The organism is Burkholderia sp. A2 (assembly GCF_001729305.1).
GTDB lineage: Bacteria > Pseudomonadota > Gammaproteobacteria > Burkholderiales > Burkholderiaceae > Burkholderia > Burkholderia sola.
Map to the genome: position 1 here is coordinate 112,254 of NZ_LZXX01000108.1, position 22,592 is coordinate 134,845.

General features: G+C 65.5%; 17 protein-coding genes and 2 pseudogenes. 11 read left to right on the forward strand and 8 right to left on the reverse strand.

Annotated elements, in window-relative coordinates; all coding sequences use genetic code 11:
- From lspA to dut, 3 genes are all read left to right on the forward strand, one after another.
- Positions 1-501: a signal peptidase II gene (lspA, locus tag A9Z05_RS24840; protein WP_069620434.1), complete on the forward strand. Its 501-nt coding sequence runs from the start codon at positions 1-3 to the stop codon at positions 499-501.
- Between the two features lie 67 nt (positions 502-568).
- Complete coding sequence (gene coaBC / locus A9Z05_RS24845) at positions 569-1,780, forward strand: bifunctional phosphopantothenoylcysteine decarboxylase/phosphopantothenate--cysteine ligase CoaBC (RefSeq protein WP_069620435.1); 1,212 nt, start codon at positions 569-571, stop codon at positions 1,778-1,780.
- A 54-nt stretch (positions 1,781-1,834) separates the two neighbouring features.
- Positions 1,835-2,281, forward strand: a complete 447-nt coding sequence (dut, locus tag A9Z05_RS24850) for a dUTP diphosphatase (protein WP_060210760.1) — start codon at positions 1,835-1,837, stop codon at positions 2,279-2,281.
- A 199-nt stretch (positions 2,282-2,480) separates the two neighbouring features.
- Here the strand turns inward: dut and A9Z05_RS24855 are convergent, their stop codons facing one another.
- The 3 genes from A9Z05_RS24855 to clpS all read right to left on the reverse strand — a co-directional run bounded on the left by A9Z05_RS24855 (position 2,481) and on the right by clpS (position 6,574).
- Positions 2,481-3,860, reverse strand: a complete 1,380-nt coding sequence (locus A9Z05_RS24855; RefSeq protein ID WP_069620436.1) for an amino acid permease — start codon at positions 3,858-3,860, stop codon at positions 2,481-2,483.
- A gap of 102 nt (positions 3,861-3,962) precedes the next feature.
- A complete protein-coding gene (gene clpA / locus A9Z05_RS24860) occupies positions 3,963-6,263 on the reverse strand; it encodes an ATP-dependent Clp protease ATP-binding subunit ClpA (RefSeq protein WP_069620437.1) in 2,301 nt (766 codons plus the stop codon).
- Positions 6,260-6,574: an ATP-dependent Clp protease adapter ClpS gene (gene clpS, locus A9Z05_RS24865; RefSeq protein WP_006398529.1), complete on the reverse strand. Its 315-nt coding sequence runs from the start codon at positions 6,572-6,574 to the stop codon at positions 6,260-6,262. Before clpS ends, clpA begins: the two co-directional genes overlap by 4 nt.
- Positions 6,575-7,120: 546 nt before the next feature.
- Between clpS and A9Z05_RS24870 the strand changes: the two genes are divergently transcribed.
- The gene (locus A9Z05_RS24870) at positions 7,121-7,324 is read left to right on the forward strand and encodes a cold-shock protein (RefSeq protein WP_006488945.1); all 204 of its coding nucleotides are present in this window, start codon (positions 7,121-7,123) and stop codon (positions 7,322-7,324) included.
- A gap of 247 nt (positions 7,325-7,571) precedes the next feature.
- On the opposite strand, the gene A9Z05_RS37975 is transcribed toward A9Z05_RS24870, so the two are convergent.
- From A9Z05_RS37975 to A9Z05_RS24880, 3 genes and pseudogenes are all read right to left on the reverse strand, one after another.
- Positions 7,572-8,057, reverse strand: a complete 486-nt coding sequence (locus tag A9Z05_RS37975) for a YadA-like family protein (protein ID WP_256122084.1) — start codon at positions 8,055-8,057, stop codon at positions 7,572-7,574.
- 69 nt (positions 8,058-8,126) lie between these two features.
- A pseudogene (locus A9Z05_RS37980) lies at positions 8,127-9,563 on the reverse strand (hypothetical protein); the annotation flags it as partial.
- Between the two features lie 389 nt (positions 9,564-9,952).
- Positions 9,953-11,560, reverse strand: coding sequence for a multicopper oxidase family protein (locus tag A9Z05_RS24880; protein ID WP_069620439.1), 1,608 nt, complete (start codon positions 11,558-11,560; stop codon positions 9,953-9,955).
- Positions 11,561-12,149: 589 nt separating this feature from the next.
- On the opposite strand from A9Z05_RS24880, the gene A9Z05_RS24885 reads away from it, so the two are divergent.
- A complete protein-coding gene (locus A9Z05_RS24885; RefSeq protein WP_069620440.1) occupies positions 12,150-12,374 on the forward strand; it encodes a hypothetical protein in 225 nt (74 codons plus the stop codon).
- Between the two features lie 124 nt (positions 12,375-12,498).
- On the opposite strand, the gene A9Z05_RS24890 is transcribed toward A9Z05_RS24885, so the two are convergent.
- Entirely contained in the window at positions 12,499-14,727 is a 2,229-nt protein-coding gene (locus A9Z05_RS24890; protein ID WP_069620441.1) for an NADP-dependent isocitrate dehydrogenase, read from the reverse strand.
- 282 nt (positions 14,728-15,009) lie between these two features.
- The gene (icd, locus tag A9Z05_RS24895) at positions 15,010-16,266 is read right to left on the reverse strand and encodes an NADP-dependent isocitrate dehydrogenase (RefSeq protein ID WP_039368210.1); all 1,257 of its coding nucleotides are present in this window, start codon (positions 16,264-16,266) and stop codon (positions 15,010-15,012) included.
- A gap of 265 nt (positions 16,267-16,531) precedes the next feature.
- Between icd and A9Z05_RS24900 the strand changes: the two genes are divergently transcribed.
- The 6 genes and pseudogenes from A9Z05_RS24900 to A9Z05_RS35260 all read left to right on the forward strand — a co-directional run.
- Positions 16,532-17,110, forward strand: coding sequence for a pseudouridine synthase (locus A9Z05_RS24900; protein ID WP_027785218.1), 579 nt, complete (start codon positions 16,532-16,534; stop codon positions 17,108-17,110).
- 281 nt (positions 17,111-17,391) lie between these two features.
- A complete protein-coding gene (locus A9Z05_RS35255; RefSeq protein ID WP_011352970.1) occupies positions 17,392-17,607 on the forward strand; it encodes a hypothetical protein in 216 nt (71 codons plus the stop codon).
- A gap of 159 nt (positions 17,608-17,766) precedes the next feature.
- The gene (locus A9Z05_RS24905) at positions 17,767-18,267 is read left to right on the forward strand and encodes a DUF192 domain-containing protein (protein ID WP_069620442.1); all 501 of its coding nucleotides are present in this window, start codon (positions 17,767-17,769) and stop codon (positions 18,265-18,267) included.
- Between the two features lie 247 nt (positions 18,268-18,514).
- Complete coding sequence (gene fusA / locus A9Z05_RS24910) at positions 18,515-20,626, forward strand: elongation factor G (RefSeq protein ID WP_023477042.1); 2,112 nt, start codon at positions 18,515-18,517, stop codon at positions 20,624-20,626.
- A gap of 167 nt (positions 20,627-20,793) precedes the next feature.
- Positions 20,794-21,804: a HoxN/HupN/NixA family nickel/cobalt transporter gene (locus A9Z05_RS24915; RefSeq protein WP_069620443.1), complete on the forward strand. Its 1,011-nt coding sequence runs from the start codon at positions 20,794-20,796 to the stop codon at positions 21,802-21,804.
- A gap of 291 nt (positions 21,805-22,095) precedes the next feature.
- Positions 22,096-22,592, forward strand: a pseudogene (locus A9Z05_RS35260) (hypothetical protein); the annotation flags it as partial.

Here is a 22,592-nt window from a genome sequence, read left to right on the forward strand (position 1 = left end):
ATGGCGAAGACCCTGTCGAAACCGGTCAGCGGCGCGCTCGCGCCCTGGCTCGGCATTTCGCTGATCGTGATCCTGTTCGACCAGCTGTCGAAGATCGCGATCCTCAAAACGTTCGCGTACGGCGCGCAGCATGCGCTGACGTCGTTCTTCAACCTCGTGCTGGTGTACAACCGCGGCGCCGCGTTCGGCTTCCTGTCGACCGCGAGCGGCTGGCAGCGCTGGGCGTTCACCGCGCTCGGCGTCGGCGCGACGCTCGTGATCTGCTTCCTGCTGAAGCGCCACGGCCACCAGCGGCTGTTCAGCGTGTCGCTCGCGCTGATCCTCGGCGGCGCGCTCGGCAACGTGATCGACCGGCTCGTCTACGGCCACGTGATCGACTTCCTCGATTTCCACGTCGGCGCGTGGCACTTCCCGGCGTTCAACCTCGCCGATTCCGCGATCACGATCGGCGCGGTGCTGTTGATCTACGACGAGCTGCGGCGCGTGCGCGGCGCGCGCTGAGCGCGCATACTCCGTGTCGACGGCCGGCTTCGCGCCGGCCGTTCCGTTTGACCCCAGGAGGCCTGAGTTGGCACACGCAGAACTCGCAGGAAAACACCTCGTTCTCGGCCTGACGGGCGGCATCGCCTGCTACAAGATCGCCGAACTCACGCGGCTGCTCGTGAAGGCCGGCGCAACCGTGCAGGTCGCGATGACCGACGCCGCCACCCAGTTCATCACGCCCGTCACGATGCAGGCGCTGTCGGGCCGGCCCGTCTATACGAGCCAGTGGGACGCGCGCATCGACAACAACATGGCGCATATCGACCTGTCGCGCGAAGCCGACGCGATCGTGATCGCGCCCGCGTCGACGGATTTCCTCGCGAAGCTCGCGCACGGGTTCGCCGACGATCTGCTGTCGACGCTGTGCGTCGCGCGCGACTGTCCGCTGCTCGTCGTGCCCGCAATGAACCGCCAGATGTGGCAGAACCCGGCCACCCAACGCAACGCCGCGCAATTGCGCGCGGACGGCGTGTCGGTGCTCGGCCCGGATTCGGGCGCGCAGGCCTGCGGCGAAGTCGGCGACGGCCGCATGCTCGAGCCCGAAGCGATCTATGAAGCGATCGTCGCGCACTTCGCGCCGAAGGTGCTCGCGCACCGCCGCGTCCTGATCACGGCCGGCCCGACGTTCGAGCCGCTCGACCCGGTGCGCGGCCTGACGAACCGCTCCAGCGGCAAGATGGGTTTCGCGCTCGCGCGCGCCGCGCAACAGGCCGGCGCCGACGTGCATCTCGTCGCCGGCCCGGTCGCGCTCGACACGCCGTGGGGCGTGTACCGCCAGGACGTGCAGACCGCGCAGCAGATGTACGACGCGGTGATGCATGCGGTCGCCGATGCCGACATCTTCATCGCGGTGGCCGCGGTCGCCGACTGGCGCGTCGACCAGCCGGCCGAGCACAAGATGAAGAAGACGGCTGACCGCAAGATGCCGGCGCTCGCGTTCGTCGAGAACCCCGACATCCTCGCGTCGGTCGCGGCGCTGCCCGATGCGCCGTTCTGCGTCGGCTTCGCGGCCGAAAGCGGCGACCTCGACGTGCACGGCGACGACAAGCGCAAGCGCAAGAACGTGCCGCTGCTCGTTGGCAACCTCGGCCCGCTGACGTTCGGCCGCGACGACAACGAAGTCGTGCTGTTCGAGGCCGCCGGCTTGACGCGCCTGCCGCGCGCGCCCAAAGACGAACTCGCGCATACGCTCGTGGCCGAAATCGCGAAGCGCCTGCCCGACAACCGCCTGATCTGATCCCCGCGCGGCGGCGCTTGCCGCCGCGTCCTTCCCGACCGATTCGACGACCGCATGAAACTCGACCTGAAGATTCTCGACGCGCGCATGCGCGACTACCTGCCCGCCTACGCGACCACTGGCAGCGCCGGCCTCGACCTGCGCGCATGCCTCGACGCACCGGTCACGCTGCAACCCGGCGAAACGACGCTGGTGCCGACGGGCCTCGCGATTCACCTCGCCGATCCCGGTTATGCGGCGCTGATCCTGCCGCGCTCGGGCCTCGGCCACAAGCACGGAATCGTGCTCGGCAACCTCGTCGGCCTGATCGACTCCGACTACCAGGGCCAGTTGATGGTCTCGACGTGGAACCGCGGCCAGACGGAGTTCGTGCTGAACCCGTTCGAACGCCTCGCGCAGCTCGTGATCGTGCCGGTCGTGCAGGCGCAGTTCAACATCGTCGACGAATTCGCCGAGAGCGACCGCGGCGAAGGCGGGTTCGGCAGCACCGGCCGGCACTGAGCCACGCGGTACGAAAAAAGGGGCCTCGGCCCCTTTTGCTTTTTGCGCGCCGTCACTTGGCGCCCGGTGGCGCGACTCGCGCAGGCGCCGATTCGCGACGCCGCGCCAGTACGATGCTTGCATGAACGACCCGACCAGCACGGCCCGCCGCGCAGGTCTTCACGATCCGGCACGCGGGCGTGATTTCGGTACGCCGCGATCAGCGCGCGTGCTGGTGCCGGTAATGCAGCGCATAGGCGAGCGTCAGCAGCACGACGAACACGACGCCGACCACCATCGTCATCCGGAATTCGCGCGTGAAAGCAGTCGTCAGCAGGATCGCCGCGACGAGCCCCGCGCCGAGCAGGCTGCCGAACGGGTGCCCCCACATCCGGAATGCGAGAGTAGGGCCGCGATACCGAGAACGAAACCTCAGGTGCGTGACGAAGATCATCAGCCAGGTGAACAGCGCGCCGAACATCGCGATTGCCATCATCACCGTGAACGCGGTATCGGGCGCGAGCGCGACCAGCACGGCCGCCACCGCGACGCCGCTCGTCGAGATCCACAGCGCGGCGCGCGGCACGCCGTTCGCGCCGAGCCGGCCGAACACCGCGGGCGCGAGGTGCGCGCGTGACAGGCTGAACATCATCCGCGTCGTCACGTAGAGCTGGCTGTTCATCGCCGACAGCGCCGCGATCAGCAGCACGAAGTTGATCACGCCTGCCGCATACGGCACGTGCGTCGCGGCCATCACCTTCACGAACGGGCTTTCGTCGGTGCCGGCCTGCGTCCACGGCACGATCGCGAGCATCAGCGCGAGCGTCAGCAGGTAAAACAGCACGAGCCGGAACACGGTCGAGCGGAATGCGCGCGTGACCGCGTGCTGCGGATCGCGCGCCTCGCCGGCCGCGATCGCGACGGCCTCGATGCTCATGTAGCTGAAGATCGCGACGATCACCGCGACCCAGGTGCCCCACGGCCCCTTCGGGATGAAGCCGCCGTGCGCGGTGTAGTTCGCGAAACCGATGCCTGACGCGGCCGGCGCCGACCAGACGAGAAACGCACCGAGCACGACGAACACGACGATCGCCGCGATCTTCAGCAGCGAGAACGCGTATTCAACGGTCCCGTACAGCGTGACGCTCGCGAGGTTCACCGCGATCAGCAGCGCGGAGAAACCGATCACCCAGTACCAGCCGGGCACGGCCGGAAACCAGTACTTCATGAACACGGCGATCGCGCTGATCTCCGTACCGATCGCGAATACCACGGCGAACCAGTACGCATAACGCACGAGAAAACCCGCGAGCGGGCCGACGTAGTGCTCCGCATAGGCGCCGAACGAGCCGGCCGTCGGATGCGCGACGGTCATTTCCGCGAGCGCGCCCATCAGCAGCAGCGCAATCAGCGCGCCGATCGCGTAGGACACCAGCACGCTCGGCCCCGCGAGCCCGATCGCGAATCCGCTGCCGAGGAACAGCCCCGTGCCGATCGCGCCGCCAATCGCGATCATCGCCATCTGCCCCGACGTCAGCGCGTGGCGCAACCCTTGTTCGCGCGCGACGATAGCGTCGAACGACCGTTGTTGTCGTGTCACTGCGTACTACTCCCCTGCCCTGCCATCGCGCCGCCGGCGCCGGATAAAACGAAACGGCGCGGAGAACTTCCCGCGCCGTTCGCATGAACAACGAATTATCGCTTACTCGACTTCGACCGTCTCTTCGTTCGGCTTGTGCGGCGGATTCGCCAGCTTGTCGAACGACAACTGCACCTTGTCGCTTTCATCGACGTCGACCGTCACGTGGCCGCCGTTGAGCAGCTTGCCGAACAGCAACTCGTCGGCGAGCGCACGACGGATCGTGTCCTGAATCAGCCGCTGCATCGGCCGCGCGCCCATCAGCGGGTCGAAGCCGTGCTTCGCGAGATGCTTGCGCAACGCGTCGGTGAAGAGCGCGTCGACCTTCTTCTCGTGCAGCTGTTCCTCGAGCTGGATCAGGAACTTGTCGACCACGCGCATGATGATTTCCTCATCGAGCGAGCGGAAGCTGATGATCGCATCCAGCCGGTTGCGGAACTCCGGCGTGAACAGGCGCTTGATGTCGGTCATCTCGTCGCCGGTTTCGCGGCGCGTCGTGAAGCCGATCGTCGCCTTCTGCATCGACTCGGCGCCCGCGTTCGTCGTCATGATGATGATGACGTTGCGGAAATCCGCCTTGCGGCCGTTGTTGTCCGTCAGCGTGCCGTGGTCCATCACCTGCAGCAGCACGTTGAAGATGTCCGGATGCGCCTTCTCGATTTCGTCGAGCAGCAGCACGCAATGCGGCTTCTTCGTGACGGCTTCGGTCAGCAGGCCGCCCTGGTCGAACCCGACGTAGCCCGGCGGCGCGCCGATCAGCCGGCTCACCGCGTGACGCTCCATGTATTCCGACATGTCGAAGCGGATCAGCTCGATGCCGAGCGTGAACGCGAGCTGGCGCGCCACTTCGGTCTTGCCGACGCCCGTCGGGCCCGAGAACAGGAACGCGCCGATCGGCTTGTCCATCTTGCCGAGGCCCGCGCGCGCCATCTTGATCGACGCCGCGAGCGCGTCGATCGCCGGATCCTGGCCGAACACGACGCTCTTCAGGTCGCGGTCGAGCGTCTGCAGCTTGCTGCGATCGTCCTGCGACACGCTTTGCGCCGGCACGCGCGCGATCTTCGAGATGATTTCCTCGATCTCGCCCTTGCCGATCGTCTTCTTCTGCTTCGACTTCGGCAGGATGCGCTGCGCGGCGCCCGCCTCGTCGATCACGTCGATCGCCTTGTCCGGCAGGTGACGATCGGTGATGAAGCGCGCCGAAAGTTCGGCCGCGGCCGACAGCGCGCCCGACGAATACTTGACGCCGTGGTGCTCCTCAAAACGCGACTTCAGCCCGCGCAGGATCGCGACCGTCTGCTCGACGCTCGGCTCCGTCACGTCGACCTTCTGGAAGCGCCGCGACAGCGCCGCGTCCTTCTCGAAGATGCCGCGATATTCGGTGAACGTCGTCGCTCCGATGCACTTGAGCGTGCCCGACGACAGCGCCGGCTTCAGCAGGTTTGACGCATCGAGCGTGCCGCCCGACGCGGCGCCCGCACCGATCAGCGTATGGATTTCGTCGATGAACAGGATCGCGTGCGGACGCTCCTTGAGCTCCTTCAGCACCGTCTTCAGACGCTGCTCGAAATCGCCGCGATACTTGGTGCCCGCCAGCAGCGCGCCCATGTCGAGCGAATACACCTGCGCGTTCGCGAGGATGTCCGGCACTTCGCCGCGCGTGATCCGATACGCGAGCCCTTCGGCGATCGCGGTCTTGCCGACGCCGGCTTCGCCGACGAGCAGCGGATTGTTCTTGCGGCGGCGGCACAGCACCTGCACGACGCGCTCGACCTCGGGCTCGCGACCGATCAGCGGATCGATGCGGCCGTCCTTCGCCATCTGGTTCAGGTTCTGCGTGAACTGCGCGAGCGGCGTTTCCTTCTGCGCATTCGCGTCTTCGCTTTCCGCGTTCGCGTCGGTCGACTTCGCGGCTTCGCCGCTGTTCGTCTTCGCGATGCCGTGCGAAATGAAGTTCACCACGTCGAGGCGCGTGACGCCCTGCTGCTGCAGGTAGTACACGGCGTGCGAATCCTTCTCGCCGAAGATCGCGACCAGCACGTTCGCGCCGGTCACTTCCTTCTTGCCGTTCGACGTCGACTGCACGTGCATGATCGCGCGCTGGATCACGCGCTGGAAACCCAGCGTCGGCTGGGTATCGACATCGTCGGTACCCGGGACGGTAGGTGTGTTGTCGTGGATGAAATTGCGCAGGTTCTGACGCAGGTCCTCGATGTTTGCCGCGCACGCGCGCAACACCTCGGCCGCCGTCGGATTATCCAGCAGGGCCAGCAGCAGATGCTCGACCGTAATGAACTCATGGCGCGCCTGGCGTGCTTCCATGAACGCCATGTGCAGGCTGACTTCCAATTCCTGGGCAATCATGCTTCCTCCATCACGCACTGCAGCGGATGCCCTGCCTGCCGCGCATGGGTAACGACTTGCTCAACCTTGGTCGACGCGATGTCCCGCGTATAGACCCCACATACCCCTCGCCCTTCGCGATGGACCTTCAGCATGATCTGCGTGGCCGTCTCGCGATCCTTCTTGAAATACTCCTGGACCACCATCACGACGAACTCCATCGGCGTGAAGTCGTCGTTCAGCAGCACCACCTTGTACATCGAAGGCGGCTTGAGCTTCTGCTGCTTGCGTTCCAGGACGGTACTGTCCTGCTTGTCCGGGATAATCGCCATACACCCATTCTAAACAACTCGGACAGGCCCGCAATCCTGCCATTACCCGACCGACCGGTCGGCGCCCTCCCCGGTATCCCGGAACACGCGATCGCCTTCGCGCCATACGAAAGCCGGCTGCGGTGCCGGCTTTCACGCATGGCGCGGAACACGAACCGTCAGGGGGGAATCGCACCGGAACGCCCGTGTCCGCATCCAGTATCCCACAAGCCGGGACGACTCGAACGCGTGTCACTCGAGCCTGGTATATGAGCCGATTATGCGGCTTTTCAAGCCCTTGCGCTTGGCCGCATGCAGGCAAGCAAAGCCGGAAAAACCCTGAAAATGGGTTCTTTACAACGACCCTCTAAACGTCTAAAAATTCCACTTGACACTCCAATAAAGAGCGCCAACAATCAAGCTGGCACTTTTTTCAATTCGCCGGTTGGCGAAACGAAAGGGCCGAGGTGAGCTTGTGAGGGGGGAACGGCTGCATTTTCCGGTCGTTTAGCTTTTCGAGCGTGCTCGTGGTAAGTAGCAGCGACTGTGTGACAGGGGAAGTAGGAAATGGCAACTGGTATCGTTAAATGGTTCAACGACGCGAAGGGCTTCGGTTTCATCACTCCCGACGAGGGCGGTGAGGATCTGTTTGCGCACTTCTCGGCTATCACCATGAATGGCTTCAAGACGCTGAAGGAAGGCCAGAAGGTGAGCTTTGACGTCGTCCAAGGGCCGAAGGGCAAGCAAGCGTCGAACATCCAGGCCGTATAAGGCATCGGATATCTGACGAAGAAACCCGGCGCATTGCGCCGGGTTTCTTTTTTTGCATATTGGGTTTTGTTATTGCAGTCCGCACTTTCTTGTCTATTAGCTGCCGGATTCGCACAATTGCGATGAAAGAAGCGCGATTGTCGGGTCTGGCATACAGATCGTCAGTTGTCACCGCACGGTGGACTGCCGTGCGGCGACCTAACGGGCTTGCCGCAGCAGTTAAACGGCTAGGGCTGCCCCGCGTGGCTTACCAGCTGTACGACGCGCCCGCACCCCACGTCGTCGAAGCCGAACTCATGCCGGCTCCGGCGCGCACCTTCAGGTTTTCGCCGATCCGCACCGACGCGCCCAGCGCGACGGCCTGGTAGCCGAGATAGCTGCCCATGCCGACACCCACTGCGATCGTCTTGCCCAGATCGACATCCGGAATCATCGACAATGCAGTCGCTGCCGCCACACCGCTGTACGCGCGTCGGGCTACTGCGTTCAACTGTTTCAGGTTGACCGCATCGTGAGGCAGAACCGCGTCGGCGACGTTCGCGAGCTTGCGCTCCTGGCCCGGCGCCCCGACCGACACGGTATCGTCACGATCGGCAATCGAGCCGTGGCCGAGCGCAACCGAATTCCGGCCGGCCGCGACCGCGTCCGTGCCAAGCGCCGTGCTGTTCGTGCCTGACGACGACGCGCCGACGCCGAAGCTCGAACTGCCGTCGCCGAGCGCCTTTGCGTTCACCCCCATTGCCGTCGAGTCGCGGCCGGTCGCCGACGCACGCGCACCGTTCGCCGTGCTGTTCGTGCCGGATGCTCGTGCGTCCACGCCGGCCGCCGTGCTCGAGTCGCCGGTTGCCTGCGATCGTGCACCGTTTGCCGTACTGTTCGCGCCCGACGCCTCCGAGTCGGCACCTGCCGCCGTGCTCGATTCACCCGTCGCCTTCGACCGCGCACCGGCTGCCGTGCTGTCCTTGCCCGACGCCTCCGAGTCGGCACCCATCGTCGTGCTCGATTCGCCCGTCGCCTTCGACCGCGCGCCATTGGCCGTGCTGTCCTTGCCCGACGCCTCCGAATCGACACCTGCGGCCGTGCTCGATTCGCCGGTCGCCTTCGAGCGCGCACCGGTTGCCGTGCTGTCCTTGCCCGACGCCTCCGAGTCGGCACCCGTCGTCGTGCTCGATTCACCCGTCGCCTTCGACCGCACACCGGTTGCCGTGCTGTCCTTGCCCGATGCCTCCGAGTCGGCACCCGTCGTCGTGCTCGATTCACCCGTCGCCTTCGAGCGCGCGCCGGTTGCCGTGCTGTCCTTGCCCGATGCCTCCGAATCGGCACCTGTGGCCGTGCTCGATTCGCCAGTCGCCTTCGACCGCGCACCATTGGCCGTGCTGTTCGTGCCTGACGCCTCCGAATCGGCACCTGCGGCCGTGCCCGACTCGCCGGTCGCCTTCGACCGCGCGCCATTTGCCGTGCTGTCCTTGCCCGACGCCTCCGAATCGGCACCTGCGGCCGTGCTCGACTCGCCGGTCGCCTTCGACCGCGCGCCATTTGCCGTGCTGTCCTTGCCCGACGCCTCCGAATCGGCACCTGTGGCCGTGCTCGATTCGCCGGTCGCCTTCGACCGCGCACCATTGGCCGTGCTGTCCTTGCCCGACGCCTCCGAATCGGCACCTGTGGCCGTGCTCGATTCGCCGGTCGCCTTCGACCGCGCACCATTGGCCGTGCTGTTCGTGCCTGACGCCTCCGAATCGGCACCTGCGGCCGTGCTCGATTCGCCGGTCGCCTTCGACCGCGCACCATTGGCCGTGCTGTTCGTGCCTGACGCCTCCGAATCGGCACCTGCGGCCGTGCTCGATTCGCCCGTCGCCGAGGCGTTCACGCCAGTTGCCGTACTCCCCGCCCCGGATGCATTCGAATTCTTGCCAACCGCGACACTGTCCTTGCCGGTGCCCGGAGACGGCAGCGAACCTTCGAGGCGATTCTTCAGATCGGAGACATCGCCCTGCAGGCCCGACAGCTCGCCGTTGATCGTCGACACGCTACTTTCCAGCGAGTCCACCCGTTCGCTAATCGTTTGAGCGTTGGCGTCCACGAGCATCAATCCGAGCACGCCAGTCACACCGGACGCGATCGCACGCATGGCGAGCATGCGTGCGGTATCCGAAACAGAGCGCCTGCCTTTCATTTCCCGCATTCCATTCGGATTACTAATTATTTTCATAATATTCCTAACCAAATCCACATCAAACATTCCGGCGTGGGACTCTACCCACCAAATCTCAATATTGTTAGCGCCGCACTTGTGCGTTTTGCCGAAACATCGGGGGTCGACGATGCATCCGGTATTCCAGAGATGTCGCCCTTCCACCGCGCCCGGCAATCCGAGCGTGTCACCTTCCGAGGTGATCGCGGAGCAGTATAGGAAGCACGGACGCCCCAGAAAATAGGACAAGTTCTATTTTGCGTTCCGGCGGCTAAGAGACCCTTTAAATCGCGCGCCGGTCGTATGCGTGGCCGACATAAAACGCACGGTCAAGCCGGAATACGAAAAAAGCCGCGCACCGAATACGATGCGCGGCTTGTCTGCTGCGTTCGATTTCGACCGTCGGCGACACATGACCTATCGTGCGCCGCCACGGTTCAGACGACCTTCAGCGTCCCCATCATCCCGAGATCCTCATGCTCGAGAATGTGACAGTGAAACATGCGCTCGCCCGGCATGTCTTGCGTGACGAGGATCGACACGGTTTCGCCGCTGCGCACGTTCACCGTATCGCGCCATGCACGGAACGGTTCGCTGGTGCGTGAACCACCCGACGTCCGCTCGATCACCTGGAACTGCGTGCCGTGCAGATGGAACGGGTGATCCATGTCCGTCCCATTGCGAATCTCCCAGCGTTCGACGTCGCCGCGGCGGCTCGTCAGCGTCGCGCGATGCGGCGCGTAGGTGTCGCCGTTGATCGTGAAGCGCATGCCCGCCGGGCGGCCGTGCGCGCCACCCTTCATCATCGCGTCCATGTCCATTTCCTCGCCGAACGCGACCGTCTTGTGCGCGACCGGTTCGCCCAGCGGCGGCACCGCGCGCAGCGTGGCAGGCAGCGCGCGGGCCCCGGCGGGGGCGAACGCGACGTCAGCCAGCGCCAGCGCCGGATCGGGCGGCAGGCTCCCGTGGCCGTCGTCGTGCGACATCGCCATCTTGCGGCGGTCGTACTCGGCCGCCTGCAGCACCGCGCGCGACGCACGGTCGCCGGCGCGTACCAGCAACTCCGCGCGCTCTCCCGGCGCAATCAGCAGCGACGTAGCGCGCCGCGGCGCGTCGAACAAACCGCCGTCGGTGCCTGCGTGTTCGAACACGCGGCCGTCGTCGAACGCGATGCGCAGGTAGCGTGCACTGCACGCGTTCCACACACGCCAGCGCTCGTCGCCCGTGATATCGATGCGCGGCCGGCGCGCGCCGTTGATCAGCACGAATTGGCCTTCGCGGCCGTTCATCCAGTCCATCATGTCGTTCGGCGCAATCGTGCCGTCGCGTGCAAGCTTCAGGTCCGACACGAACAGATGCCGCTCGGGCCAGCCGGTCAGCGGATCGTCCGCGGCACGCACGACGAACGGGCCGGCCAGCCCGCGGAATACCTGCTCGGCCGTCATCATGTGCGGATGCGGGTGGTACCAGTAAGTGCCGGCGCTGCCCTTCGGCAGCGTGAAGCGATACACACGCGACGCGCCGGGCGCGACAGGATCCGACGGGTTGCCGTCCTGGTCGGGCGGCACGGGCAGGCCGTGCCAGTGGATCGTCGACGGCTGCGGCAGCTTGTTCACGAACCGGATCTCGACCGTATCGCCCTCGCGCACGTTGATCAGCGGGCCGACGACAGGCCCTTGCGTGCCCGCGCCGAACTGCCAGAACGTCGTCGGCCGCGCGCCGCGCAGCAGCGGTCGCGCCACCGGTTGAGCGACCAGCGTCGCCCGGAACATGCCGGGCTCGCGACTTTCGTTGGCCAGCGTGCGCAACGTCGCGAGCGGCGCGCCGGCCGGCAGCGCGTCGGGAGCCGCGAGCGCGACCGGCGCCGGCGCGCGGTGCTGCGCGTGCGCCGGCATCCCTGACATACCCGACATGCCCGGCATGTCGTCCATCGAATCCATGCCGGCCATGCCCGCATGACCGGCGTGCTGCGCCCACGCGGTGCGCGCGAACAGCGACGCGGTCGCGACGCCGATGGCGCGCGACAGGAAGGTTCTCCGTCTCATCAATCGATCCTCGTTATTCATGCAGCGCGCGCGACAGACGCGGCGGTCGCGTCATCATAACCGCAGGGCCGGATCGAAAAACGACGTCACCGGGCGGGCGGCGATACGCCGCGGCGAGCATCGCGATCGCACCGGCCGCGGCGCCGCGCCTGACATCGCAGAGCGGCGCTTCGGCAGCCATCGCTGCGCAACTGCCGTCCCTTTGCGCTTTCGCGCCCGCCCCCCGGGATTCCCGCCTGATGCCTCGACGATCCGTAAACCCGTCAATTTTTCACGATGCGGAACAAGTCCCTGCGTTATAAAAATTCGTGGTGCAGGGCACAAATTCGCCGTTTCGCGATGCCGAAAACCTTTCCGCAATACAAAATGACAAATATAAGCCATTGTTTTTAGTAATGATTTTTTGTTTCGAGAAGCAGTTCTACATGCACCATACAACCGCGTCGCGGACGTAGACTTTGTTCCATGCACTGACGCTTCGCCACGACGTTCGATACGGAATCCGGCGCAAGCCGTCCGTCGGGCGACAGCCGGCCGAGCCGGCAGGCGCCACAACAGAATCGCTCGTCATCAGAAAGGGAGAACGGAAATGAAGGGATTTCGCTTTGGTTCAGCGCTCGGGTCGTTCTACATCCTGCCGGCAAACGGCGGCTGGGAAGCGACGTTCGGCAACGCCTCGCTCGGCGCGTTCTCGTGCCCGGAAATCGCGGCCGACCGCATCTCCCGCGGCGACTGCGCGCAAGTGTCCGAACTGGACACGGCCACGCTCGAAGTGCCGGACGAAATCACCGAATGGGAAATCGTTCACGTCTGAATGGCACGCCCGCAACGAAAAACGCCCCGGGAGACCGGGGCGTTTTTCGTTGCGTGTCGGGCGGCGAACGGGTAACCGCGCCGCATCGACACATGCATCGGCTCGCGCGATGGCGCGGCCGGCGTCAGGCAACCGCGTCGACGATGCCGTTCAGCGTCGCGCTCGGGCGCATTGCCTGGCTCGTCAGGTCGACGTTCGGACGGTAATAGCCGCCGATCGCCTGCGGCTTGCCTTGCGCAGCCGCCAGTTCCTCCAGGATGCGCGCTTCGTTGTCGGACAGCGCCTTCGCGACGCCTTCGAACTGCGCCTTCAGCGCGGCGTCCTCGGTCTGCTCGGCCAGCGCCTGTGCCCAGTACAGGCACAGGTAGAAATGGCTGCCGCGGTTGTCGAGGCCGCCGACCTTGCGCGCCGGCGACTTGTTCTCGTCCAGGAACTTGCCGGTCGCCTGGTCGAGCGTCTTCGCGAGCACGAGCGCCTTCGGGTTCTGGTACGCGTTGCCGAGATGTTCGAGCGACGCGGCCAGCGCGAGGAATTCGCCGAGCGAATCCCAGCGCAGGAAACCTTCCTCGACGAACTGCTGCACGTGCTTCGGCGCGGAGCCGCCCGCACCCGTTTCGAACATCCCGCCGCCGGCCATCAGCGGCACGATCGACAGCATCTTCGCGCTGGTGCCGAGTTCCATGATCGGGAACAAGTCGGTCAGGTAGTCGCGCAGCACGTTGCCGGTGACCGAGATCGTGTCCTTGCCCGCGCGGATGCGCTCGAGCGAGAAGCGGGTCGCGTCTTCCGGCGTCATGATGCGGATGTCGAGGCCGTTCGTGTCGTGATCCTTCAGGTAGCGTTCGACCTTCGCGATGATCTGCGCATCGTGCGCGCGCGCCGGATCGAGCCAGAACACGGCCGGAGCACCGGTCGCGCGGGCGCGGTTGACCGCGAGCTTGACCCAGTCCTGCACCGGCGCATCCTTCGTCTGGCACATGCGCCAGATGTCGCCCGCCTCGACCGCGTGCTCGAGCAGCACGTTGCCGGCGTCGTCGGTGACGCGCACGACGCCGTTCGCCGGGATCTGGAACGTCTTGTCATGCGAACCGTATTCCTCGGCCGCCTGCGCCATCAGGCCAACGTTCGGCACGCTGCCCATCGTGACCGGATCGAACGCGCCGTGCTGCTTGCAGTCCTCGATCACGGCCTGGTACACGCCCGCGTAGCAGCGGTCCGGAATCACGGCCTTCGCGTCGTACAGTTGACCGTCCGGGCCCCACATGCCGCCCGAATCGCGGATCATCGCCGGCATGGATGCGTCGACGATCACGTCGCTCGGCACGTGCAGGTTCGTGATGCCCTTGTCCGAGTTGACCATCGCGAGACGCGGGCGCACCGCGTACTCGGCCTTGACGTCGGCTTCGATCGCTTCGCGCGTGTCGGCCGGCAGGTCCTTCAGGCGCGCGTACAGGTCGCCGATCCCGTTGTTCGGGTTGAAGCCGACCTTCGCCAGCACGTCCGCGTGCTTCGCGAGCGCGTCGCGGTAGAACACCGACACGAAGTGACCGAACAGGATCGGGTCCGAGACCTTCATCATGGTCGCCTTCAGGTGCACCGAGAACAGCACGTCCTGCGCCTTCGCGTCGGCGATCTGCGCTTCGATGAAGCTGCGCAGCGCGGTGCGGCTCATCACCGATGCGTCGATCACTTCACCGGCCTTCACGGCCGTCTTTTCCTTCAGCACCTTCTTCGCGCCGTCGGTCGTCGTCAGTTCGATCTTCACGCTGCCGGCCTCGGCGATCAGCGCCGACTTCTCGCTGCCGTAGAAGTCGCCTTCGGTCATGTGCGCGACGTGGGCCTTCGACGTGGCCTTCCACGCGCCCATCTTGTGCGGATGCTTGCGTGCGTAGTTCTTGACCGACAGCGGCGCGCGGCGGTCGGAGTTGCCTTCGCGCAGCACCGGGTTCACCGCGCTGCCCTTGATCTTGTCGTAGCGCGCCTTGACGGCCTTCTCTTCGTCCGTCGACGGATCTTCCGGATAGGCCGGCAGCGCGTAGCCCTGCGCCTGCAGTTCGGCGATCGCGGCCTTCAGCTGCGGCACCGATGCGCTGATGTTCGGCAGCTTGATGATGTTCGCTTCCGGCTTCAGCGTGAGCTGGCCCAGTTCGGCCAGATCGTCGGAACCCTTCTGCTCCGACGGCAGGACGTCTGCGAATGCCGCGATGATGCGGCCGGCGAGCGAGATGTCGCGCGTTTCGACGGCGACGCCGGACGAACGCGTGAAGGCCTTGACGATCGGCAGCAGCGAATAGGTCGCGAGCGCCGGCGCTTCGTCGGTGAGGGTGTAGATGATCTTGGGCGAAGTGGACATGGTGGTCAAAGCATTGCTACGTGATGATGGGACTGAGGAGCGCCGGCGGTAACCGGCGGGGAGCGACCGGGTCGATCGCGAAAGGGGCACGCCGGCTCAGCCGGGCGGCGGTGTTGCGAGGGCCGTCATGTTCTACCTTGCAGGGCTTGCGGGCCGCTTCGCGGCGCCGCGGCCCGCATGCCGGGCCACCCTGCCAACAAACCTGCCATCCACGAAACGCTCCGGCGCCGGCAATCAGCGCCGGGGCGGCCGGCAACCTGCCGGCCCACCCCGGAAGGGGTCTTACATGTTCTCGATCAGCACTTCGCCGAAGCCGGAGCACGACACCTGCGTCGCGCCTTCCATCAGGCGCGCGAAGTCGTACGTGACGCGCTTCTGCAGGATCGACTTCTCCATCGCGGCGATGATCGTGTCGGCTGCTTCCGTCCAGCCGAGGTGGCGCAGCATCATTTCCGCCGACAGGATCTCGGAACCCGGGTTCACGTAATCCTTGCCTGCGTACTTCGGCGCCGTGCCGTGCGTCGCCTCGAACATCGCGACCGAATCCGACAGGTTCGCGCCCGGCGCGATACCGATGCCGCCGACCTGCGCGGCCAGCGCGTCGGAGATGTAGTCTCCGTTCAGGTTCAGCGTGGCGATCACGTCGTACTCGGCCGGGCGCAGCAGGATCTGCTGCAGGAACGCGTCGGCGATCGAATCCTTGATCACGATCTCGTTGCCCGTCTTCGGGTTCTTCACGCGCATCCACGGGCCGCCGTCGATCAGCTCGCCGCCGAACTCCTTCTGCGCCAGCGCGTAGCCGGCGTCACGGAACAGGCCTTCCGTGAACTTCATGATGTTGCCCTTGTGCACCAGCGTGACCGACTTGCGATCGTTGTCGATCGCGTACTGGATCGCCTTGCGCACGAGGCGCTCGGTGCCTTCGGTCGACACGGGCTTGACGCCGATCCCGGAAGTTTCCGGGAAGCGGATCTTCTTCACGCCCATCTCGTCCTGCAGGAACTTGATCACCTTCTTCGCCTGCTCGGAGCCCGCGGCCCACTCGATGCCCGCGTAGATGTCTTCCGAGTTCTCGCGGAAGATCACCATGTCGATCTTCTGCGGCTCGCGCACCGGCGACGGCACGCCCTTGAAGTACTGGACCGGGCGCAGGCACACGTACAGGTCGAGCTCCTGGCGCAGCGCGACGTTCAGCGAACGGATGCCGCCGCCGACCGGGGTCGTGAGCGGCCCCTTGATCGACACCACGTATTCCTTCAGCACCTGCAGCGTTTCGTCCGGCAGCCACACGTCCGGACCGTACACCTTGGTCGCCTTCTCGCCCGCGAAGATCTCCATCCAGTGGATCTTGCGCTGGCCCTTGTACGCATGCGCGACCGCCGCGTCGACGACCTTGATCATGACCGGCGTGATATCGAAGCCCGTACCGTCGCCTTCGATATAGGGAATGATCGGCTGATCGGAAACGTTGAGCGAGAAGTCCTTGTTGACGGTGATCTTGTCACCGCCCTCCGGAACCTTGATGTGCTGATACGGCATGATCGACTCCAGTGACGTGGCTGAGCAGGTGATGCTGGTCGAAGCTGCGCGCGCGGCGGGGCGCGGCATGGCCACCCCGTGACGACAACAGCGAGCCGCTATTCTAGCGCCCCAACCGGGCACTTCGGCGCGAACCGCGGCACTGCGCATCAAGACCTCACTTATGTCTTATATAAGACAGAGGACTTGCCGTTCCGTATTATGCATTAAGATTCCGCCATTTGCCATACACCGCCCGCCCCCGCTCCCCGCGGGGCGCCCTGCCATGAACCTGATAGCCCTCAACAAGCCGTTCGGCACGATTTGCCAGTTTTCCGCGCACGAGACGCGGCCGTCGCTCGGCGACTGGGTAAAAACGCCCGGCGTGTACGCGGCCGGCCGGCTCGACGCGGACAGCGAGGGGCTGCTGCTGCTCACCGACGACGGCGCGCTCCAGGCCCGCATCGCGGAGCCGCGCCACAAGCTGGTGAAGCGCTACTGGGCGCAGGTCGACGGCGCGCCGGGGCCGGCCGACCTGAAAGCGCTCGCACGCGGCGTCGACCTCGGCGACTACGTGACGCGCCCGTGCCGCGCCGAATTCATCGAACCGCCCGACACGCTGTGGCCGCGCAATCCGCCGATCCGCTACCGCGCCGCGATCCCGACCACGTGGATCGAGCTGGCGATCACCGAGGGCAAGAACCGGCAGGTACGCCGGATGACGGCGGCCGTCGGCTTCCCGACGTTGCGTCTGGTGCGCGTCGGCATCGGCGCACTCGATATATTCGCGCTCGGCATTGCACCGGGCGAAACAATTGCACTGCCGCCGCGCGCGCCGTGGGACGGTTTCGCGTCGGCAGGATGACGAATCCGGGACGCGCGAATTTTTCGTCATCTTTTTCGTCAACCGCCCGCGGAGATCGCGCGTTAAACCACGCAGATGCCAACCTTAGCTATCCGGCATTGGCAGCCGAACCCGTGTTTGCGTCACGAAAGCGACGTTTTATTCGAATACGATTCGGCGCCCGCAGCGCAAAGAGAAATTTCTCGAAGCGTCTGTCAACCGAAAGGTGGATGGCACCGTTAGACGACATGACTCCTATTGCCGGGTCATTTGGTTAATTAACTAAAGCTGAGGAACACAACATGAACAAACTGATCGCCGCTCTGGTCGCTGGCCTCTTCGCAACGGCTGCTTTCGCACAAGCTTCGGCTCCGGAAGCTGCTCCGGCAGCAGCAGAAGCTGCTTCGGCACCGGCTAAGCACGCTGCCAAGAAGCACCACGCTGCCAAGAAGCACCACAAGGCATCGAAGAAGGCTGCAGCAAGCGACGCAGCAGCACCGGCAGCTGCTTCGAACTAAGTAAGCAAGCTGTAATAACGCAGTCAAGAACACGCAGTCCTGCCGTTCTTACGGCGTTGAAAGGCAGATCACCGCAAGGCGATCTGCCTTTTTCTTTTTGTGCCCGCCGGCGCGCATCGCGTACCATGCGGGTCTCGTTTTCCAGACAGGAGCCATGCTGTGCCATTCTCCCTGCGCTCGTCGCTCGGCCGCCTTGTGCGCGCCGCCGTGTTTCCCGCCGCCCTCGCCGTCCTCGCGCTCGGCATGCAGGCCGCCGGCGCGCAAGTGCCGCCCGGCGCCAAGCAGCCGAGCGAGTTCCCGCGCGTGAAGCTGCGCGCCGGCATGTACGTGATCGACGCGGCCGTCGCCGCGAACGACGCCGACCGCGAACAGGGGCTGATGTACCGTTCGCAGCTCGCGCCGAACGAAGGCATGCTGTTCGTCTTCAACGAGAACGCCGTGCACTGCTTCTGGATGAAGAACACGCTGATTCCGCTGTCGATCGCGTTCATCCGCGCGGACGGCACGATCACCGACATCGACGAGATGCGCGCGGAGACGACCGACAACCACTGCCCGCGCAACAACGGCGTCTATGCGCTCGAGATGAGCAAGGGCTGGTTCGCCGCGAAAGGCATCAAGCCCGGCATGAAGCTCGACGGCCTGCCGCGCGCCCAGTAACCGCAGCGGCCCGCGCGGCGGCCTTGCACCGCGCACCGCGAACCGACCGAAAAGCCGGCCGCCCGTTGTTTCTTATCGGGCGCCGGCTTTTTTTTCGCCCGCCGGCGACACCCACCTTGATTCGGCACACGCTGCCCGCATCTGCAAAAGCCACGGACAAGCGCTATCCTTTAAATCTCGCTAGTTCCAGCCCGGGCCGGCACCCATTAGCCGGCCCGCTTACGATCCGAACCACCAGGAGGTTCACGTGCCCCGCAAAACCCCCATCGAGCGCTATAGAAATATCGGGATCAGCGCTCACATCGATGCCGGCAAGACCACGACGACCGAGCGCATCCTGTTTTACACCGGCGTGAGCCACAAGATCGGTGAAGTGCACGACGGCGCGGCCACGATGGACTGGATGGAGCAGGAGCAGGAACGCGGCATCACGATCACGTCGGCGGCGACCACGGCCTTCTGGAAGGGCATGGCCGGCAACTATCCGGAACACCGGATCAACATCATCGACACGCCCGGGCACGTCGACTTCACGATCGAAGTCGAGCGCTCGATGCGCGTGCTCGACGGCGCGTGCATGGTCTACGACTCGGTCGGCGGCGTGCAGCCGCAATCCGAGACTGTGTGGCGCCAGGCGAACAAGTACAAGGTGCCGCGCATCGCGTTCGTCAACAAGATGGACCGGATCGGCGCCGACTTCTTCCGCGTGCAGAAGCAGATCGGCGAGCGCCTGAAAGGCGTCGCCGTGCCGATCCAGATTCCGATCGGTGCGGAAGATCATTTCCAGGGCGTCGTCGATCTGGTGAAGATGAAGGCGATCGTGTGGGACGACGAGAGCCAGGGCGTGAAGTTCACGTACGAGGACATCCCCGCGAACCTCGTCGAGCTCGCGCACGAATGGCGCGAGAAGATGGTCGAGGCCGCCGCCGAAGCGAGCGAGGAACTGCTCGAGAAGTATCTGCACGACCATGAATCGCTGACCGAGGACGAGATCAAGGCCGCGCTGCGCCAGCGCACGATCGCGAACGAGATCGTGCCGATGCTGTGCGGCAGCGCGTTCAAGAACAAGGGCGTGCAGGCGATGCTCGACGCGGTGATCGACTACCTGCCGTCGCCGGTCGACGTGCCGGCGATTCTCGGCCACGACTTCGCCGATCCGGAAAAGCCGGCGGAACGTCATCCGAGCGACGACGAGCCGTTCTCGTCGCTCGCGTTCAAGATCATGACCGACCCGTTCGTCGGCCAGCTGATCTTCTTCCGCGTGTATTCGGGCGTGGTCGAGTCGGGCGACACGGTGCTCAACGCGACGAAGGACAAGAAGGAGCGGCTCGGCCGGATCCTGCAGATGCACGCGAACGAGCGCAAGGAAATCAAGGAAGTGCGCGCGGGCGACATCGCGGCGGCGGTCGGCCTGAAGGAAGCGACGACGGGCGACACGCTGTGCGATCCGGCGAAACCGATCATCCTCGAGAAGATGGAATTCCCGGAGCCGGTGATCTCGCAGGCGGTCGAGCCGAAGACAAAGGCCGACCAGGAAAAGATGGGCCTCGCGCTGAACCGTCTCGCGCAGGAGGATCCGTCGTTCCGCGTGCAGACCGACGAAGAGTCGGGCCAGACGATCATCTCGGGGATGGGCGAGCTCCACCTCGAAATCCTCGTCGACCGGATGAAGCGCGAGTTCGGCGTCGAGGCGACGGTCGGCAAGCCGCAGGTCGCGTATCGCGAAACGGTGCGTACGACGGCCGCGGACGTCGAAGGCAAGTTCGTCAAGCAGTCGGGCGGGCGCGGCCAGTACGGCCATGCCGTGATCACGCTGGAGCCGAACCCCGGCAAGGGCTACGAGTTCCTCGACGAGATCAAGGGCGGCGTGATTCCGCGCGAGTTCATCCCGGCCGTCGACAAGGGCATCACCGAGACGCTGAAGAGCGGCGTGCTCGCGGGCTACCCGGTCGTCGACGTGAAGGTGCATCTGACGTTCGGTTCGTACCACGACGTCGACTCGAACGAAAACGCGTTCCGGATGGCCGGCTCGATGGCGTTCAAGGAAGCGATGCGCAAGGCGAAGCCGGTGCTGCTCGAGCCGATGATGGCCGTCGAGGTCGAGACGCCCGAGGACTTCATGGGCAACGTGATGGGCGATCTGTCGAGCCGGCGCGGCATCGTGCAGGGGATGGAGGACATCGCGGGCGGCGGCGGCAAGCTGGTGCGTGCCGAGGTGCCGCTCGCGGAGATGTTCGGCTATTCGACGTCGCTGCGTTCGGCCACGCAGGGGCGCGCGACGTACACGATGGAGTTCAAGCATTACGCGGAAACGCCGGCGAACGTGTCGGAAGCCGTGATCAACGCGAAAGTGAAGTAAGCGCCGCTCGCTCGCGCTCCGGCGCATGCGCACAAGGCCCGTCCGGTTCGTTCCGGACGGGCTTTTTTTCGTCCGGCGCGCATCGCGTTCGCGGCGGGTTGATCGGCGCGCCACGCTTTTTTTCGCGTGCCACAATGGATGGCGATTCGTCAGATGGAACCTGCCCGATGCCGCCCACCCCTGCCCTGCGCCGCCTGCTGACCCTCTATGCCGGCCTGATCGCCGCGAACGTCGCCGTCTGGCTGTGGGCGCTCGCGGTGCTGCGCGACCATCCGCTGCTGCTCGGCACCGCGGCCATCGCATACGGGCTCGGGCTGCGTCATGCGGTTGACGCGGATCACATCGCCGCGATCGACGTCGCGACGCGCAAGCTGATGCAGGACGGCCAGCGCCCCGTGAGCGTCGGCCTGTTCTTTTCGCTCGGTCATTCGACGATCGTGATCGCGGCGACGCTCGGCATCGCGCTGACCGCGTTCGCGCTGCGCGACCGGTTCGATGCATTCCGCGAGATCGGCGGCACGATCGGCACGGCGGTATCGGCTACCTTCCTGCTGGTGCTCGCGTGCGTGAACCTGACGATCCTGCGCGACGTGTGGCGACGCTATCGCGGCGCGTCCGGGCACACGCACGACGGCGCGCACGAGCATCGTCCCGCCGGACTCGTATCGCGGTTGCTGCGGCCGCTGTTCCGGTTCGTGTCGAGAAGCTGGCACATGTATCCGGTCGGCGTGCTGTTCGGGCTCGGTTTCGATACTGCAACCGAAATCGGCCTGCTCGCGATCGCCGCCGCACAGGCGAGCCAGGGGCTGCCGGTCTATACGGTCATGCTGTTTCCCGCGCTTTTCACCGCGGGCATGACGCTGATCGACTCGACCGACAACGTGCTGATGATTCAGGCGTACGGCTGGGCGATGGACGATCCGCAGCGCAAGCTGCTCTACAACGCGAGCATCACGTTCGTGTCGGCGGCCGTCGCGCTGGCGATCGGCGGGATCGAGGCGGCCGGCCTGCTGGCCGACAAACTGTCGCTGACGGGCCCCGTGCGCGACACGCTCGATGCGCTCGGCGAACGCTTCGGCTCGATCGGCTACGGCATCGTCGCGCTGTTCCTCGTCTGCTGGATCGCGTCGATCCTGTTCCACCGCTGGCAACGCGCGGCCGACGCGCCGGCGCGCTGAACGACTCCTCCGACGTTTCATTCCGGAAACAAAACGCTCCCCTACGACGTTGCACGCGCGGTCACGCGACTGCGCCCGCCTTTTGCGACGGGCCCCCGCGGCCGATGGCACGAATCTCGCAGAGTGAGATTCGCACGGCGGGCCCGCGTGCCGATTCGCGTTCGCGGCTGACATCCAGCGTCGGCCCGAAGGCGATCGGCCGACGATAGGACTACGAATCTTTTACGCCCCCCTGCACCACACGTAAATCGTCGCGCGGCTACGAGGCATCGCGCGCATGGGGAGGCCATGATGCATAAAACGAAACAACCGTTCCGCGCGGCGGGACGGCGCCCGCGTGCAACCTTGCTGGCCGTGGCCGCGTTCGCGTGCTGCTGCTCGTATGCCGTCGCACAGAACACGACGCCTGACGCCGCGCCCGACGCGAACGCCAGCGCGGACACCATCATGACGCTGGTCGAGAACGCATCGCCGTGCGCCGCCAATCCGGCTGCGTGCGCGGTACACGTTTATGCCGGCCGGGGCATCGGCAATGGCGGCGCGGGTGCGGGCGGCAGCGGGAACGGCGGCGGCACCGGGAACGGGAACGGTAGCGGCGGCAACAACGGGAACGGCGCCGTCGGACCCGCCGGTGTCGGCGGAACGACGGGCGGAACCTCCGGCAGTACGAACGGCACGGGCCGCGGGGGCAATGCGTCCGGCAACGGTGGTTCAGGTGGTGGTACTTCGGGTGGCGGTACCTCGGGTGGCGGCACTTCGGGTGGCGGCACTTCGGGTGGCGGCACTTC

Excerpts from the sequence above, each read along its gene's own strand:
- clpS (WP_006398529.1), bottom strand. The coding sequence starts at position 6,574 with ATGGCGATTATCCCGGACAAGCAGGACAGTACCGTCCTGGAACGCAAG.
- A9Z05_RS24890 (WP_069620441.1), bottom strand. The coding sequence starts at position 14,727 with ATGTCCACTTCGCCCAAGATCATCTACACCCTCACCGACGAAGCGCCG.
- A9Z05_RS35255 (WP_011352970.1), top strand. The coding sequence starts at position 17,392 with ATGAACAAACTGATCGCCGCTCTGGTCGCTGGCCTCTTCGCAACGGCT.
- A9Z05_RS24885 (WP_069620440.1), top strand. The coding sequence starts at position 12,150 with ATGAAGGGATTTCGCTTTGGTTCAGCGCTCGGGTCGTTCTACATCCTG.
- A9Z05_RS24900 (WP_027785218.1), top strand. The coding sequence starts at position 16,532 with ATGAACCTGATAGCCCTCAACAAGCCGTTCGGCACGATTTGCCAGTTT.
- dut (WP_060210760.1), top strand. The coding sequence starts at position 1,835 with ATGAAACTCGACCTGAAGATTCTCGACGCGCGCATGCGCGACTACCTG.
- A9Z05_RS24915 (WP_069620443.1), top strand. The coding sequence starts at position 20,794 with ATGCCGCCCACCCCTGCCCTGCGCCGCCTGCTGACCCTCTATGCCGGC.
- clpA (WP_069620437.1), bottom strand. The coding sequence starts at position 6,263 with ATGATTGCCCAGGAATTGGAAGTCAGCCTGCACATGGCGTTCATGGAA.
- A9Z05_RS24870 (WP_006488945.1), top strand. The coding sequence starts at position 7,121 with ATGGCAACTGGTATCGTTAAATGGTTCAACGACGCGAAGGGCTTCGGT.
- lspA (WP_069620434.1), top strand. The coding sequence starts at position 1 with ATGGCGAAGACCCTGTCGAAACCGGTCAGCGGCGCGCTCGCGCCCTGG.
- A9Z05_RS24880 (WP_069620439.1), bottom strand. The coding sequence starts at position 11,560 with ATGAGACGGAGAACCTTCCTGTCGCGCGCCATCGGCGTCGCGACCGCG.
- icd (WP_039368210.1), bottom strand. The coding sequence starts at position 16,266 with ATGCCGTATCAGCACATCAAGGTTCCGGAGGGCGGTGACAAGATCACC.